The following is an 18,535-nucleotide window of genomic DNA, read 5'->3' on the forward strand; positions in this document are numbered from 1 at the left end:
AAACATTATGGCAGAAGTTGTTCTTACAGCGGAGAATTTTAAACAAGAGGTGCTAGGAAGTGATATTCCGGTATTGGTAGACTTTTGGGCGACTTGGTGTGGTCCATGCCAGATGCTTGGCCCTGTAATCTCAGAGATTGCTGAGGAGTGCCAGGGAAAGATTAAGGTTGGCAAAGTTAATGTTGATGAAGCGAGAGACTTGGCAATGGAATATGATATTGAGAGTATTCCTACGGTATTTTTCTTCAAAGAGGGAAAAGTTGCTGATTCCTTTGTTGGATACAAAGACAAGAGTGAGATTATGACAATAATTAATTCACTTTAAAAACTATGCCTAGATATTAGGGATGCCTATTGCATGTCGTGGATATCTAGGCTTTTTTGTGCGATTTCTGACATAAATTTGCTTTAGAATAATACGTATATAGACGATATATTTTGTGAACATTTGACGAGGAGGGTTTGATATGCAAAAGAGCAGAAAGATTTTACTTACATTGATAATAACGATTCTTGCTGTACTGGGGGTTTTTCAGTATTTTAGATACAATGCCCTGGCTGCCAATGATCTTCATATCACTTGTGATGGAGAAGTATTGACGCCAAGTACTGCCAGAGAGGTTAAGAACAAACAGGTGCAGCTGATTCTTCAGTCTGACTCTGAGACTATGTATGAGGACAAGACCCTTTATGAAGTCCAGTGGAGTATTGAGACAGGTAGAGATATTGCCACCATTGAAGAAGGAAGCGCGCAAATATATGGAATTATTACGGCCAAGGCGCCGGGGGAAGTGACTGTGTCCGCTACGGTTTACAATAAGACAGGGGACGAGATTGGAACAACTATCGGTAGCGTGACTTGCAAACTCAGAGTGGTATTTTCTGTAGATACAAGTATTAATGACAATGTTTTTAAGTACGCTCATCAGGGAGACTCTTCAAAGTCCATGTTCATGCATGTGGGAGATGAAAATGTTCCGCTTGCACTTAATTACGGAGAGGCCGCTGATGCCCAATGGACGAGCTCTAACAGCGAAGTTGTGGAAGTTTCTTCAAACGGAGTTGTGAAACCTGTCGGAGCAGGTAAGGCCAAGATAACGGCTACATATACGCCTGAAGATAGCCCGGAAACATCGTATACAACGTCGGTTGATGCATATGTTTACCCTTCAGTTAGCAATAAAAACAGTGGATTTATGAAGAACGCAGAATTCGGTATTGACAACGGATCTAGCGTTTATGTTGATGCAGATTTTTCCAATAATACAGAAGCGCTCAGCAATAAAGTTGTATGGGCGATTAAGAAGGATACTGCCTCCGGAGGCGAGGAGTTAATAGCAGATTCCTTTGGAAAACAGTCTGATCTCATAAGTGTGACGCCGATTTCTAGTAGATCTAATCAATTGAGAGTGACCGGAAAAGCCGGAGTTTACCGCATATACTTTTATCCAAGAGGTGCTTATGAGAGCGAGTCGGATAATATATCAAATGATGTTTTTGCCCCAACTGTGTTGAATTTGACAATCTATGCAAGCTTTTCTGACTATGCAGAGACTATCCCGGTGGATTCGAATTTTAGCATTGCAGATGCTTTTAATATAACAGTAGATGAGTTTAATAAATATTTTAATGTGACTATGAGTTCCAATGCAGGAGCTTGGCAGACCTATGCGGATAAGTTAAACGAGGGTGCAGTTATTCATGCCAAGGATACCAATGTGGACGGAACAACTATAGTTTATGCCGATGTTATCACAAAATCGGAGTATAGAAACTTAATAAGAGAGTTGACGAATCCGGAGAAGGCAGCAGAACTTGATAGTTCCAAGTTTAGAATATCTCTTACCATTGGAGATACATTCACTCTGGATCAGACCTATATAACTATGTATGTGGGACAGAGTGTGTCATTGAATTCCATGTTTAACGGATCGGGAATACCAAATACGGATGTTAGTTGGAGTTCCAGTGATCCGAGTCTTGTCACGGTAGATGCCACAGGAATGATAAAGGGAGTAAAGGTGACAAGTGAAGACGTGACGATAAGGGCATCATATACCAATAATTCCAACGGAAATGGTGGTAGAGAGTATATTGCAACATGTAAGGTTAAGGTTATTACAACTGCTGCCAATCTGACTATTTCACAGACTTCGGCGGTTATGAATGTTGGAGAGAGTATTGTGCTCAATGTAAAGGCTAATCCTGAAGTGGCTATAGCGCCATATGATTGGTATATTTCTGATGAAAGTGCTCTTTCCTATACGCTAACATCAGATAATAAGACGGCGACTATCACAGCCAAGGCAGTGCCGGCTGACGGAGGGTCCGTAACTGTCACAGTTGTCAATTCTCTCAACAAAGAACAGGAAGTATGTACGGTCAAGATAAATGCTCCGTATGAATCAATAAAGCTCAACAAAGAAAGTGTGGAGATGAAGTCGGGAGCTACGCAGCAACTTAAGATTGATAGTTTTACACCAAAAAATGTAACTATGACGGATATAAGTTGGTCATCACTTGACACCGGAATTGTGACGGTTGATGAGTATGGAACGCTTACGGGTAAGGGCCCGGGTGCTACATTTATCATGGTGGCGCCAAAGTATAATCCAAATGGAGTTTATGTTCAGATTCCTGTTAAGGTTACATCTGGCTGTGAAGAACTCAGTTTGTCAGATGCGGATGTGACTATAAATGCCGGAACAAACAAGGTGGTCAAGGTATCTTTACTGCCGGTTGGATGCGAGACGACGCTTAGTTGGGAGTTTACTGATAATTCAGTGGCTTCTGTGAATTATGATAAGGATACCAATCAGGCGACAATTGTGGGAAAGAAAGCGGGAGAGACTATTTTATTCGTGAAGAGTTCTGAGGGACCGGCTGCTCAGCTTAAGATTCACGTCAAGCAGCCGATTACCAAGCTGTCTTTTTCTCCTACTACGTGTGAGATTTTGGCTGGAGAAACATTTAAGCCAACCATCGTAAAGACACCAGCAGATGGAACAGATACAATTACCTTTTCATCTTATAATACGGCAGTGGCAACTGTGGATTCAGCTACTGGAGTGATTACCGGTAAGAAAACCGGAACAACATTTATTCAAGCCAGTACTTCGACAGGGCAAGTGGCGGTTATTCAGGTAAATGTTAAGGAAGCTGCAACAGGGTTAAAGCTCAATCCTGAGAAAGCGGATTTGAAAGTGGGACAGAGTATAACTTTGTCACCGGAATTTACTCCAAAGGAAACTCATGACAAGACAGTGACTTGGACAACTTCTGATGGGGCAGTTGTAAAGCTTACTAAGCCATCAAACGGAAGTGTGTCGGATATTGTAGTGACCGGTGCTAAGGGTGGAACAGCCCTTGTGAAGGGAGTTTCAAAGTCCGGAGGATTTGTAGTTAGTTGCCTTGTGACAGTTACGGAAAAGACCAAGGTTGTCACAACATTAAAGCTAACTCCTAAGAAAAAAACTATACAAAAGGGTAAAAAGTTTACCATCAAAGCCAAGTATAAGACAGCCTCTTCCAAGAAAAAACTCAAATGGAAGAGCTCTAAAAAGTCTGTGGCAAAGGTTAATTCTAAGGGAAGAGTAACAGCCAAGAAGGTTGGAACAGCCACAATAACTTGTATGGCTCAGGATGGCTCCAAGGTAAAAGCTACCTGCAAGGTTAAGGTAATTAATAAAGTTAAAAAGATAAAACTAAGTAGATATAATGTCAAAGTCCTTGTTGGGCGAACATTTAAACTGAGTGCCAAGATTACGCCAAGGAATGCCACAATTAGAAGTCTCAGCTGGAGCTCGAGTGACAATGCGGTGGCAACAGTGGATTCCACAGGAAGAATCCAGGGAATAAGTCCGGGACTTTGCAAGATTCGCGCCAAGAGCAAGGATGGGTCTAACAAAAGTGCAGTTTGCCTTGTGAATGTAGTTGAACCTGTGCCGGCCACAGGGGTTACAGTTTCTAATCAAGAAGTGATTGTCACAAAGGGCAGACATATTCAGTCCGGCATAACTATCGAACCATTTAACTCTTCTGATGGAATTAGCTACTACTCAGATAATAAGAGAGTTGCAACTGTGAATAGCAATGGTAAGATATATGCCAAGAGACGTGGTCAGGCGACTATCTACGGCGTGACATCCAATGGAATGCAGGGTCATGTGGATGTATTGGTTGTTGGCATGAATAGAACCAAACTTCCGCTTCGCCTGTATGACAAAGAGCAGCTGAGCGTTGATGAGATCAAAGAGGGAATCACATGGTATTCTTCTAATCCTTCAATAGCATCAGTGACTGCAAGTGGTTTGGTTACGGCTAAGCGCAAGGGAACCTGCAGAATATATGCTAAGGTTCGTGGGTTGAAAATGTCTTGTAAAGTTACAGTTCGCGGGTTATAATAGACTAGGACGTGCGATGACTTAACAAGTTCAGGGAGGTATCATGTTAGTAAATTTACATGTAAAGAATTTTGCGATTATAGATGAGATTGATGTGGATTTCGGGGACCGTCTCAATATTCTTACCGGCGAGACCGGTGCCGGAAAATCCATCATTATCGGATCGATTAATATAGCTTTGGGTGGAAGAGTTTCATCCGAGATGATAGGAAATAATGGCGACAATGCCATGGTTGAATTGGTATTTCAAGTGGAAGATGATTCTGTCATAGCTGCACTTGAGGAGTTGGGAGTCGAGACAGAGGATGGGCAAATCGTGATTTCAAGGAGAATCACTGCCAATAGAAGTGTCAATAAGATTAATGGCGAGAGCGTGTCTGTTAGTACTATCAAGAAGGTTGCGGCTTATCTGATTGATATACACGGCCAGCATGAGCACCAGTCTCTACTCAAAAAAGAATACCATATGGAAGTATTAGATAGATACATAGGGGACGAAGCCGGGGAAATCAAAGATGAGATCAAGGTTCTTTATGGAAAATATTCCGCGATTCAGCGAGAACTTGACTCAGATAATCTGACTCCGGAGGAGCGCGAGAGACAGCTGTCCTTTATGATCTATGAGAGAGATGAAATTGAAAATGCCAACATACAACAAGGCGAGGAAGAAGAGCTGGCTGAGGAAGTAAGAAAGTTATCTTATTCGGCTAGGATTATGGAGAATCTTTCTTCCGTTAGAGAGCTGATATGTGGCAGTTCAGATAGTTGTGAAGATTATGTTGGTAGGGCTCTCCGCGAAATAACAGAGATTGCGGATATAGATGATAAGATAGGTTTACTTCGGGAAGAACTCTGTGAAATCGAGGACTTGATAGTTGGTTTTGATCACTCTCTTAAGGATTATATGGATTCTGTTATCTATGACGAGTCTGAAATCAGAGAAAAGGAACAGAGACTTGATCTAATAAGAAGCTGTCAGAGAAAGTACGGTTCTACTTATGTAGAAATCAAGCAATACTACGATGATTTGTGTGATAAAATCAAGAAGTATGAAGACTTTGAAGTATATAGACAGGAGCTAAAAGATCAAAGGGATGAGATTGAACAGAAGCTAGATCGATTGTGCGATAGGCTGAGCGAGTTGAGACATGCTTCGGCTGGGAAATTGGAAGTCGAAATCATAGATACTCTTGAGGATTTGAACTTTGAGAAAGTTAGATTTGAGATTGCCATTAATAGACTGGATTCATTTACATCAAAGGGGCGCGAAGAAGTTGAATTCTTGGTTGCGCCGAATCCGGGTACAAGCCTTAATCCTTTGGCAAAGGTTGCCTCCGGAGGAGAATTGTCGAGGATAATGTTAGCTATTAAGTCGGTATTCGCCGGTGTTGATAATATCGGAACTCTGATTTTCGACGAGATTGACACGGGAATCAGTGGACGAACTGCTCAAAAGGTGTCTGAAAAGATGGCTGCTATTGCAAGTAAGCATCAAGTGTTATGTATTACTCACTTGGCGCAGATTGCGGCAATGGCGGATACACACTTTATCATTCAAAAGAATGTCACAAGTGATGATACCAAGACTTGCATTGAGAGAATAGATGACAATCAGATTGAGGAAGAACTGGCTAGAATGCTGGGGGGTGCGACGATTACTGAAACAGTCATATCAAATGCAAGAGAGATGAAGGAACAGGCGAATAAATTAAAGAATAGATTATAATTATGTAATTATAGGGATAGCTGTAAGTATAATACAAGTTTTATTAGACCAAAACTCCAAAATGTTATAAAATAGAATAGTAAGAAAAAATTAACTATTTTGGAGGTATTTACAAATGAAAAAAACATTTAAGAAGGGTCTAAGTGCGGCCTTGGCGTTGGCGCTTGTAGTTACAGCGGCTCCACTTGGATCAGCAGATGCAAATGCTGCAAAAAAAGCAAAGTTGGCCAAGAAAAAACTTACAATTACTGTGGGGAAAAAGAAGACAGTTAAGATTAAGAACAAGGTCAAGAAAGCTAAGTACACTTTCAAGTCAAGTAAAAAGAAAGTGGCAACGGTAAACAAGAAGGGTGTTGTCAAGGCAAAGAAGGCCGGAACAGCGAAGATTACTGTAACCGAGAAACTCAATGGGAAAAAGAGAAAACTTGGAAAGGTAAAAGTAACAGTAAAGAAGAAGAGCAAGAAGGTTACTAACACTGCAGCTCCAGCTAAGGCAACTGCAATAGCAAGTACAGTACCTACTGCAGCTGCCAGCGCGAAAGCAAGTGGTGTTCCAAGCAGTGCACCTAGTGCAGTGCCAAGTGCGAATGTATCAAGTGAAGCTCCAAGTGTTGCTCCAACTCAGGTGCCAAGTGCGGTACCAAGTGCGGCGCCAAGTGTGGAACCATCTAAGGAGCCAGTTGCTACTCCGGATGCCACACCATCAAGCAAGCCTAATGATGGTTTTGTTGATGAGATGGAGAAGTTTGTTACTTACGAAGAAGTTCCTAAGGACACGATTACAACTCCTGGCGGAGGAAGCGGCGTGAGCCTTGATGCAGAGGGAAATATTGTTGTAAAGAATCAGGAATATTTCTGCTTGTCTTCACCAATCGGCAAGATTGCAGCCGGTGAAACAGTTTATATCAAGATCAAAGGTATAAACAATGATCCTAATGGATTTAGAGCATGGTATGGTGATGCTGCAGGTAATGCTAATTCAGATCAGGCTCTCTTCACAAAGGAAGGATGTCCGGATGGATTCAAGACCGGCGAGTTTGAGCAGTCATTTAAGATAACAGCCAAGAAGGAGTGCGAAGCTATCACCATTAAGGCATATACTTATGGAGAGCAAATCAAAGACTTGGTTATTTCAAGCATTGAAGTAGCAAAAGCACCTTCATTTATGGATGTTAGCATGACAAGTCATGGAACACTGAGTGAAGCTGATAATTGTATCTGGGATACTAATGTAAATGAATTCATTGCAAGAGACCAGAAGATTTTCACATTTACACTTCCTCAGAAAGTTCAGACTGGAGAGACAGTAACTGTTCGAATCAAGGGTACAAATTCAGGTGCCAACGGATTTAGAGCATATCTCTGTCCTGGTGTAGACAGTGCGACATCAAATATTTATAAATTCACACAGGATGCAGAAGATAACAGCGATTATACTGTAGGAGATTTTGAGGCTGTCTATGCATTTACTGCTAAGCAAGAGTCATCAACAATTCTCTTTAAGGGATATACATATGGCGAGAATATTGAGGAACTTACTATCAAGAGTCTCGAGATTGCATATCCTGGAGCAGTTGAGATTGTTAAATTTGCACCAAATGAAACTCAGACAGCAGAGATGGTTGAGTCATCTTTCATCTCATCAGGTAGAGGTGATGCTGTAAAGAGAGTTATTGAAAAAGCTAAAAAAGGTGAAGATGTCACTATCGCATACCTTGGTGGTTCTGTGACAGAGGGAGCAAATGCAACACCTAATAATAAGTGTTATGCAGCTGTTTCATGCAAAGCCTTTGCTGATAAATACGGTACCGGCGATAATGTCAAGTATATCAATGCCGGTATGAGCGGAACTCCTTCATCTCTCGGAGTTGTTAGATATGAGAGAGATGTACTCGACAAGAATGAAGGAAAAAGCCCTGATATTCTCTTCTTGGAGTTTGCGGTAAATGATAGTGGTGAATGTACTAATGGTGGTGCTTATGAGGGTATCATCAGAAGAGCAATGAAAGAAGGAACAGCTGTAGTTCTCATGTTCTCTGTATTTGCAAGTGATTGGAATATGCAGCAGACATATATCCCACTTGGAGAGTACTATGGTCTTCCAATGGTAAGCATGAAAAATGCAGTTGATTCTAAGGATCCGGTGAGCGGAGACAAATTCATGGATATTATCGGATTCCAGGATTGGTACTTCTCAGATTCACTTCATCCAAGTAATAATGGTTATGAGCTTACAGCACAGTGTATCATGAAAATGTTCGCTGAGACAGAGAAAAATGAAGCAATTGATGGACCTGCCGTACCGGATGAGCCAAAGATTACAGACGCTTACGAGAATACATATCTTGTTAGCCCTGACAGAGTAGAAGCTTCAACTACAGACTTTAAAGCAGGTGGATTTAGCGAAAAGGATACTGCCACAGGAACATTCCTCTTCGACAGCTCTAGCCAGAAGTTCCCAACAAACTGGAAGCATACGGCTACTAGCGGAAGTGAGCCGCTCACATTCAAGACCACATGTAAGAACTTGTTGGTAGTTTATAAGCTTTCTAACAGTACAGCAACAGGTGCTGCAGAGCTCTATGTTGATGGTGTTAAGAAATGTGACATGAATGGTTATGCTACAGATGGTTGGAACAATGCGACAACTGTACTTGCATTCAACGAGGATACAGCAAAAGAGCATACTGTAGAAGTTAGAATGGCAGAAGGAAACGAGTCTAAGGAGTTTACTTTGTTGGCTCTTGGAATTAATAAGTAATCATATTATTTACAATAGAATCTTATGTAAATATCAGGTGGGGCTAGTTCTCACCTGATATTTTAAGGATAAAATATGCGACATTTGTTGCAAATAAACAAAGGAGGGCGGCAATAGCCGCAGGTAAAATGAACAAAAATCTTAAAAATGGTTTGGCTGGAGCTTTGGCGTTAGCTATGGTTGTGACAAGTGTTACAGCCCCGGAAGTGAATGCTGCAAAAAAAGCTAAACTCAAAACAAAAAAAGTCACTCTCAAGGTGGGAAAGAAGAAAGCTATAGTAATCAAGAATAAGGTTAAAAAAGCTAAGTACTCTTTCAAATCCAGTAACAAAAAAGTGGCTACAGTATCTAAAAAGGGATTGATTAAGGCTGTAAAAAAAGGAACAGCTAAGATCAAGGTAACGGAGAAGAAAGGTAGCAAGAAAAAGTCAATTGGAACAGTAAAGGTTGTAGTAAAGTCTAATGCTAGTGCAAAGGCAGCAGAGACAGCTACTCCAGTCTCTACTACACCGGCTGCTAAGACAAGCGAAGCACCTACAGTTGCACCTACAGTTGCGCCTACAGCTACTGCAAGTGTAGTACCTTCTGTCGAGCCAACAGTTGCACCTACAGCTGCTCCAACAGAGAAGGTAATTGCCAATGAGACTATCAACCCTGATACATCTGCTGCATTTCGTGTATATAAGGAGATGACTTCAGAGTATGCTCCAAATAACCCAGACATCGAATTCCAGCCAACAGCAACAGACTGGGAGAATATGATTAGTGCGTCACTTGTATCTACAGGAAACAATGCAAGAGTTAAGTCTGTTATCGACAAAGCAAGAGCAGGACAGGATGTTACACTTGCTTATATCGGTGGTTCTATCACTGAGGGAGAGGGTGCAAAACCAACTAATGATTTTTGCTATGCACAGTTGTCAGCATCTTTCTTCGCTTCTAAATATGGAACAGGAAATAATGTAAAATTCATCAATGCAGGACAGAGTGGTACTCCATCAGCACTTGGTATCATTAGATATGACAACGATGTTATCAAGAGAAATGATGGCAAGACTCCAGATATTCTCTTTATCGAGTTCGCCGTTAATGACAGCGGTGAGTGTACAAAAGGTGGAGCTATGGATGGACTCATCAGACGTGCTATCAAGGCCGGTTCAGCAGTAGTTCTCGTGATGTCAGTATTCAAGGCTCACAATGTAGTTCTTGGAAATGAGTACAAGAAGATTGGTGCGCACTATGACCTTCCGGTTGTAAGTGTTGCCGATGGTATCGAGGATTACTATACAGAAACAGAGTTCACTGACTGGTATTACAATGATGCATATCATCCAAAAACTGCAGGACATGAGTTGATGGCTAGATCAATTATCAATCTTATTGATGCCATTGACAAAGAAGCTCCAGAAGCAGATAATCTTGCAGATATTGACAATTTCCCAGCATATAAGACACCTACATATGCTGACATCGTGAATCTTGAGCCAGCTACATTGCAGGATTGTCTTGAGAATCATTCAGATATCTTCAAGTCAGTTGACAGAGGTAGCTTTGTAAGTACTTTTGGAAATTCTGGTGTATATCATTTCAACCAGAAGAGACAGAAGTTTGCTACTAACTGGATGCATGACAAAGGAGATGGAGATGCTGTATTTGAAGCAAATCTCCACTGTAAGAATATTTTGCTTGCATATAATATCGCAAACAACGCAAGTTTTGGAACTGTAGAGGTTCTCGTTGACGATAAGGTAGTTAAGACTGTCAAAGGTTACGAGAGTGGTGGATGGAACCAAGCAGGAACTGTTAGCATCCTTGAAGAGGATGAGGCAGCAGACCACAATCTCAAGATTAGAATGAAGAGCGGAGACGAAGAAAAACAGTTCGTTATGTATGGAATTGGAGTAGACTAATTTCATTAAAGCTAATTAAATATATTAGAAACTCAAAATGTCCCTTGTCATTTGTGATAAGGGACATTTTAGTTATTGATAAATGGTCTATTTTGTGGTAAAATTATCTTTGAGTACGTGTGCTTAAATGTAAAAAAGCGTACATTCTGTTTTTGAAAAAGGAATGAATAATTATGAATGAGCAATTTGTCAGCGAAGATTATAAAAAGATTTTTCGCAAAATGAGTAATGTCAAGGGAGAAGGACTTGATTTTTACTATGATCTCATGGATGTGATTCCTGAGATTGCCAAGATATTAAATGTTGGATATTGTCTTATTCAGGCGGATTCAACGGGGACTATGAAAGGTGAAGGAAACACAGAAAGAATAATTATAGGTTATGATTACAAGGCGGGAGGAACTAAGATTCTAAGTATCCCGGAGAGACCAAGATGGGTGGTCGGCAATGAGGATGATATGCTTATTCTCAAATTGGATGAAAACAGCGGAAGTCTTTTTGAAATTCATGCTTCACCATATGAAGGAGAAAAGTGGTCTGATGAGTACAAGGGTGAATTGGAATTTGTATTTGAGACAATTCATGTGATACTGGGAAAGACCAGAGCGTCTAATACAATTGAGAGAGTTAGGATGCTCGATATGCTCACCGGATTATATAATGCCAATGGAATCGAGATTGAAGCCAATAAATTGTTAGCGGAAGGTAAGTTACATCAGTATAATACAATATTCTTTAATATTAAGAGTTTTGGTTATATCAACCAGCAGGTTGGACCGGAGAGAGCTAACAATATTCTCAGAGCATTTGGAGAGAGACTTAAGGAGTATGTTTCCATGAGCGGTCTCGCTGCCAGAGTTGGTGGAGACAACTTTGTAGTTGTGGTTAGACGACCATTTACAGAGACTCTTTTGGGATTCTTGAATGGAGTTCCTGTAAATGCAGAGTATAGGAATCCTGCAACGGGTATGGTATACTATGATGAATTTGTGATATCGGTTAGAGCCGGTATTACTAGGAATTCCGAGGGCAATCCCCACGGCAAGAACATGGGAGAAGCCACTGCGGCTATGAAGAAAGCCAAGAGCAGTCAAAAGGATGATTACTGTTGGTTTAAACCTGAAATCCTGGAGAAGGTTGCTCAGGTGGAGAAACTCTCGATGGCCATCACAAGAGCACTCACTAACAAAGAGTTCGTAGTTTATTACCAACCTAAAGTTAGTGTTGAGAACAGAGAAGTAGTTGGTGCCGAGGCCTTGGTCAGATGGAAAAAGGGCGGCGAGATTATCATGCCGGACGACTTTATTCCGGACCTTGAAAAGGGCAATGTTATCTGCGAAGTGGACCATTTTGTCTTCGAACAGGTTTGCAAGGATATCGAGAAGTGGAAGAGAGAGGGGATTGAACCTGTCAGAGTATCAGTGAATTTCTCTAAACTCCATCTCTTCGAGAAGAGCTTCGCTGAGAGAATTCTCGAGACAATGGATAATTATGGAGTGGATAGCAAGTATATTGAAATCGAGCTGACAGAGACAGCCTCTGTAGAAGATTACGACCGCTTGTATGACTTTGTGAGCACGATGAAGAGTGAGAAGATTAAGGTTTCTATTGATGATTTTGGAACCGGATATTCTTCCCTCAACATGCTAAAAGATTTCAATGTGGATGTTGTTAAACTTGACAAGTCCTTTGTTGACGACTTGTCTGATGATAATGAAAATAACGATGTAGTAGTTAAGAATACTATTAATATGATCAACGAGTTAGACATGGAGTCAGTTGTTGAGGGCGTTGAGTCCAAGGATCAGCTTGATTTCCTTCAGGAGGCGGGAGTTTCCGTCATCCAAGGATTTTGGTTTGATGAGGCTATGCCACGTGAAGAATATGAGAAAAGGTTGATAGACAGAGAAAAGTATTATTTGACTCATACTATGGTTGATCAGTTCTAAGTATTTGCACCGAAAGGATGTGATATTACATGGGAAGAGTACTGAAAATTAGTTGTGTTATTGTGACATTGTTACTAGCTTTTGTCTTGCTTCCAAGCAGAAAGAGTGAGGCAGTAGTGAAAAATGTTCCTGTGAGCTATGGCGATACAGCCAAGGTTAGCGCCAATGTCGGTGATGCCGGAACCATCCATCCCAATACTAAACTTGCCATAACGGAGTGGATTTTTTCGAGTTCTAATGATGCTGTTGTAAGAGTTGATCCCACTAAGGGAACTTATACTTGTATTGCTACAGGTCATGCCGAGATTATGGTACAGGGATATGATTTTTCCGGATCATACATTTTTGTTGGATATTGTGACATAGATGTCAATCCCAACATGGAAAATGTCAGACTTTCGAGAAGTGCTATCACCGGGATCAAGGCAAATGGAGACATATATACAGCGCAGATAGCCATCAAAGGAGCTACGAGTGCTGAATTGGACAATGCGACACTTAGCTTTACATCAACCAACACCAAGATGGGATTGTCTTGCTGGATAAATGATACCAATCTTTATGTGAGTGCCTCTTCGGGGGGAAAGTCAACTTTGACAGTTACCATCGGAGGCAAGGTATTTGTCATAAATGTCAATATTACAGAGATAGCAATAAATAAGACAAGTGTGGTGCTAAAGAAGGGTGGAAAAGTTACACTCAAAGTAAATGGCACCAAGAAAAAAGCATCTTGGACCACATCTAACAAAAAGGTTGCAACTATTTCCAAAAAAGGTGTTGTTAAGGCCAAGAAAGTTGGAAATGTTATTATTAAGGGAAAGCTTGGAGATGCGTACTTCGCAAGCGTTATCTCTGTTGTCAAGTCCAAGATGACTAAGGTTATCAAGAGGGCAAAGTACATCGGGGGAAACTGGAAGTATAGCCAGCCGAAGCGAATGACAGAGGGATTCTACGACTGTAGTTCGCTTGTTTGGAAGTCATATTCCCTTGCAAATATAAAGTTTGGAAATAAGAATTATGCGCCGGTTGCTGCAGAACTTGCCAAGTATATTAAGAGCAATGGCAAGGTGCTTACCAACAAGTATACGAAGAAGCAGGTGCAGAGTCTCAAGTTTAGACCGGGAGATCTTATGTTTGAGCCCGGAGCTAAAAATGGTCGATATAAGGGTATTTATCACGTAGAAATGTTCGTGGGATATGCCATATCGGATATTGATGACAATGGAAATGTAAGTGTTTGTGAAAAATGGGCTGCAAGACCGGACGGTTGCTACGGCGGTGGCTATATTATGGAGCGACCTAAGTACTAGGAGCGGAACATTTTTCTTGAAATCAAGCATGACACCATATTTGTTAAGTAGAATTAGAGAGGTAATTTTTATGAGTAAAGGATCAGAATTAATAGAACAATTTGATACAGGCGCCCTTTCGACAGATATAATTCCGCCTAGTTTTACGGACCCGGATGTCTTGTTTGAAGTGCTTAAAAAGATTATTGAGTCGGATAGGCCGGATATTGACATGGATATGGTGGCTAGGGCCTATGAATTGGCGAAGAAAGCTCACAAAGGGCAGAAGAGAAAGTCCGGCGAGCCGTATTTGATTCATCCGGTTTGTGTTGCTATTATCTTGACGCAGATTCAGATGGATACAGAGGCTATCGTGGGAGGACTTCTCCATGATGTGATTGAGGACACTGAGTTTTCGGAGCAGGATATCGTGGAAATGTTCAGCAAGGAAATTGCAATCTTGGTAGAGGGTGTTACTAAGTTGACGCAGTTGAATTATTCGGCTGACAAGTTGGATGTTCAGGCGGAGAACTTGAGGAAGATGTTCCTTGCTATGGCCAAGGATATACGAGTTATTATTATAAAGCTTGCAGATAGACTTCACAATATGAGAACTTTGGAGTTTATGAAACCGGAGAAGCAGAAGGAAAAGGCGAGAGAGACTATGGATATCTATGCGCCACTTGCTGATAGACTGGGTATTTCCAAAGTTAAGGTAGAGTTAGATGACTTGTCTCTTAAGTACTTGGAGCCGGAGGCATATAAGGATTTGTCTGAGAAGTTCAACAACTTGAGAGATAAAAAAGAAGTATTTGTCAAAGATATCATGGCGAGAGTCAAGGATACTCTCGAGATAGAGGGGATTTCCGCTATAGTTGACGGGCGTGTTAAGCATTTGTTTAGTATATATAGAAAGATGCTCAATCAAAACAAGACTCTCGATCAGATATATGATTTATTTGCAATTCGTATCATAGTTGATACGGAGCAGCAATGCTATACAGCACTTGGAATTATCCATGAGATGTATAAGCCTATTCCGGGAAGATTTAAGGACTATATTGCCATGCCAAAGTCCAATCATTACCAGTCTCTTCATACAACTTTGATTGCGCCAAGCGGTCAGCCTTTTGAGATTCAGATTAGAACTCGTGAGATGCATAAGATCGCAGAATACGGTATTGCGGCCCATTGGAAGTACAAGGAAACCAACAAGAGTTCCAAAGTTGAGGGAGATGATGAGAAGATTGCTTGGTTGCGACAGATTCTCGAGTGGAATAATGACATGTCGGACAACAAGGAATTTTTGAGTTTGATAAAGAGTGATCTCAATCTTTTTGCAGACAGTGTATACTGCTTCACTCCTGAGGGAGATGTAAAGACACTGACTGCCGGCTCAACGCCAATTGATTTTGCATATTCGATTCACTCTGCTGTTGGAAACAAGATGGTTGGAGCCAGGGTGAATGGTAATATCGTCAAGCTGGATTATGTGATTCAGAACGGTGATAGAGTTGAGATAGTAACATCTCAGAACAGTAAGGGACCTAGTAGAGATTGGTTGAAAGTTGTAAAGACTACACAGGCAAAGAATAAGATTAATCAGTGGTTCCGATCTGAGTTCAAAGAAGAGAATATAACCAAGGGCAAGGAGCTTCTCTATCAATATGCAAAGACTAAGGGAATTGATTTGTCAATTCTTCTTAAGCCCGAGTATACAGGCCCTTGTAAGAGAAAATATGGATTTAATGACTGGGATTCTGTCTGTGCGGCTATCGGACATGGCGGCCTGAGAGAAGGTCAGATCATCAATAAATTACAATACGAATATGATAAGAGAAATAATAAGGTTGTAAATGAGGCAGATGTTCTCAAGGCAATCGAGAAGGTGAATGAGTCTAACAAAAAGAGCGAGGCAAGACATACCAATGCTAAGAACAAGGGAAGTATCGTAGTTGAGGGACTTGATGATATCGCTGTTAGATTTTCTAGATGCTGTAATCCGGTACCCGGAGATGAGATTGTGGGATTTGTCACCAGAGGACGTGGAGTGTCAATTCATAGAACTGATTGCGTCAATATGGTTAATCTTCCGGCGGAAGAGCGCATAAGACTGATTGACGCTGAGTGGAGTGACAGCGCCAGAACCAATGAGAAGGACTATCCTGTGGAAATTGTCATATACTCATTCAACAGAAGCGGTGTGCTTCTTGATATTTCCAGAATATTTACGGAGAGTAAGATTGATGTTAAATCAATGAATGTGCGAACTACTAAGCAGGACAAGGCAACGATAATCGTTGGTTTTGAGACTCACGGAGTGGAGCAGCTCAACAGGCTTGTCAAGAAGATAAGGAATGTAGAGAGCATTATAGATATTGAGAGACGTTCAAATTAAGGAGTTAAAATGTTAGTTAATGGACTAGAGATTGATACATATGTTGTTGGCAGCGTTGGTACAAATTGCTATGTTGTCAGGAAAGAAGGCAGTGACAAGTGTGTTGTTATTGATCCCGGAGCAAGTGGCAGCGTGATTGCCAAGCATGTAAGAGAGAAGGGAGCAACCCTTGAGGGAATTCTATTGACTCATGGACACTTTGATCATATTCTTGGAATACCGGACTTGTTATCTGAGATGAAAGCAAAGATTTATGCATTGGAAGAAGAGTCGGAAGTCTTAGAGGATCCTAATCTAAATTGTACAGCGATGGTTGGAAATGGATATGGTATAAAGCCGGATGAACTTATGCGAGATGGAATAACATATAATATTGCCGACTTAGATATCAAAGTTATACATACTCCCGGGCATACCAAGGGAAGTTGTTGCTTTTATATAGAGGATGCTAAAGTTCTTTTCTGCGGGGATACTCTGTTTATGGAATCTATCGGAAGAACTGACTTGCCAACCGGAAATTATCGAGAGATTATCTCATCTCTTAGAGAAAAAATACTTGATCTTCCGGGTGATGTAAAGGCATTTTCCGGACATGGCCCTTCAACAACGATAGAATACGAGGTGGCAAATAATCCATATGCATAGTGATACCACGAATTCTGAGATTACATATATCAGAACATTTGACAATGAATTCTCATATGATTTGAGAGCGCTTATGATGGCTTTTTATCCTGAGCGTCAATATAAAACTGTATTTGATGAGAGTTTGGCAAGTGAAGATTATATCTTCAGGATACACGGACCGGATCTTGAATTCGAGGCAAGTGTCAAAAGGCCATATACAAAAAATGACATAAAAAATTGTCTCTATGAGTTTTTGAGTGAGAGGAGCGGAATCGAACTTCCGTGGGGGATTTTAACCGGTATTAGACCGGCCAAGATTCCTAGAAAACTTATAGAAGATGGAAACTCAAGAGAAGATGTAGAACGCATAATGCGTGAGGAATATAGATGTCAAGAGTCTAAAATCAAACTTGCTACAGATATAGCTACAATTGAGCAAAAGTTGGCGGGAGATATGGACCATGACAATTCTATAAGTGTTTACATAGGCATACCATTTTGTCCGAGTATATGCGCATATTGCTCCTTTTCATCCTTTTCATACAAGCAGTATGAAAAGCGAGTTGATGATTACATTGCGGCCTTAGAATATGAGATGGAAAATGTTCAGGACCTGTTGGGCGAAAAGATCATTAGGAGCCTCTACATAGGAGGCGGAACCCCGACATCCTTAAACGAGGAGCAGTTTGAGAGGCTAATGGTGGCGGTCGAGAAATATTTTCCGTTAGATGAGATACCTGAGTATACGGTGGAAGCCGGAAGGCCGGATACCATTACTAGGGGAAAATTGATGTCCATGAAGAGTCATGGAGTTACGAGGATATCAATCAATCCACAGAGTATGCAACAATCTACGTTGGATGCTTTGGGGAGAAAACATACGATAGAGCAAATAGTAGAGGCCTTTGAGCTTGCAAGGAAACTGGGATTTGATAATATCAATATGGATTTGATTGTCGGACTTGCTAATGAGGGTGTTGATGAGTTTAGAGATACTCTTGAGAAAGTTGTTGAACTAGATCCGGATAGTGTCACAGTTCATACGCTAGTTATCAAGCGAGCTTCTAGAATCAGAAGAGAGCACTTGGAAAGTGGAAGTGAGATTGTAGATGCGGATGATGCAATCGAAGATATGCAGAATCTGGCGGAACATTTTCTCCGGAAACACGGTTATATGCCATATTATATGTACAGGCAGAAGAACAAGGCCGGTACGACGAGAAATACCAATCAGGAAAATGTGGCATATGCGAAGCCTGGTAAAGAGTGTCTCTATAATATTTTTATTATGGAGGAGATGCATTCTATCATGGCTCTGGGAAGCGGAGGGTCGACAAAGTATGTCTACAAGGCAGAGGATGGCTCTCAGCGGATGGAAAGGGTGGAAAATGTAAAGAGTGTTGAAGACTACATAAGTAGAATAGACGAAATGATTGATAGAAAGAGAATAAAATAAGAGAGGAGGAGGGGCG

Annotated in this window: 10 protein-coding genes; all 10 read left to right on the top strand. The window is 41.0% G+C overall.

The window, feature by feature from the left end; genetic code table 11:
* Positions 1-7: 7 nt before the first annotated feature.
* Positions 8-325, top strand: coding sequence for a thioredoxin (trxA, locus tag L877_RS0102250; protein WP_026834710.1), 318 nt, complete (start codon positions 8-10; stop codon positions 323-325).
* A gap of 142 nt (positions 326-467) precedes the next feature.
* On the top strand, positions 468-4,403 hold the full coding sequence (locus L877_RS0102255) for an Ig-like domain-containing protein (protein ID WP_026834711.1): 3,936 nt from the start codon (positions 468-470) through the stop codon (positions 4,401-4,403).
* Between the two features lie 43 nt (positions 4,404-4,446).
* Positions 4,447-6,129 carry a DNA repair protein RecN gene (gene recN, locus L877_RS0102260; protein ID WP_026834712.1) on the top strand — a complete coding sequence of 561 codons (1,683 nt, stop codon included), beginning with the start codon at positions 4,447-4,449 and terminating at the stop codon, positions 6,127-6,129.
* A gap of 115 nt (positions 6,130-6,244) precedes the next feature.
* Positions 6,245-8,890: an SGNH/GDSL hydrolase family protein gene (locus L877_RS0102265; protein ID WP_026834713.1), complete on the top strand. Its 2,646-nt coding sequence runs from the start codon at positions 6,245-6,247 to the stop codon at positions 8,888-8,890.
* Between the two features lie 128 nt (positions 8,891-9,018).
* Entirely contained in the window at positions 9,019-10,800 is a 1,782-nt protein-coding gene (locus L877_RS0102270; protein ID WP_026834714.1) for a GDSL-type esterase/lipase family protein, read from the top strand.
* Between the two features lie 173 nt (positions 10,801-10,973).
* Positions 10,974-12,749 carry a putative bifunctional diguanylate cyclase/phosphodiesterase gene (locus L877_RS13305; protein WP_051437618.1) on the top strand — a complete coding sequence of 592 codons (1,776 nt, stop codon included), beginning with the start codon at positions 10,974-10,976 and terminating at the stop codon, positions 12,747-12,749.
* 29 nt (positions 12,750-12,778) lie between these two features.
* Positions 12,779-14,059: an Ig-like domain-containing protein gene (locus tag L877_RS0102280; RefSeq protein ID WP_026834715.1), complete on the top strand. Its 1,281-nt coding sequence runs from the start codon at positions 12,779-12,781 to the stop codon at positions 14,057-14,059.
* A gap of 70 nt (positions 14,060-14,129) precedes the next feature.
* A complete protein-coding gene (locus tag L877_RS0102285) occupies positions 14,130-16,436 on the top strand; it encodes a RelA/SpoT family protein (protein ID WP_034784873.1) in 2,307 nt (768 codons plus the stop codon).
* A 9-nt stretch (positions 16,437-16,445) separates the two neighbouring features.
* Entirely contained in the window at positions 16,446-17,081 is a 636-nt protein-coding gene (locus tag L877_RS0102290) for an MBL fold metallo-hydrolase (RefSeq protein ID WP_026834717.1), read from the top strand.
* The gene (hemZ, locus tag L877_RS0102295) at positions 17,074-18,519 is read left to right on the top strand and encodes a coproporphyrinogen dehydrogenase HemZ (RefSeq protein ID WP_051437619.1); all 1,446 of its coding nucleotides are present in this window, start codon (positions 17,074-17,076) and stop codon (positions 18,517-18,519) included. Before L877_RS0102290 ends, hemZ begins: the two co-directional genes overlap by 8 nt.
* Positions 18,520-18,535: the final 16 nt, after the last annotated feature.

The organism is Eubacterium xylanophilum ATCC 35991 (assembly GCF_000518685.1).
In the GTDB taxonomy this organism is placed as follows: domain Bacteria; phylum Bacillota; class Clostridia; order Lachnospirales; family Lachnospiraceae; genus Eubacterium_F; species Eubacterium_F xylanophilum.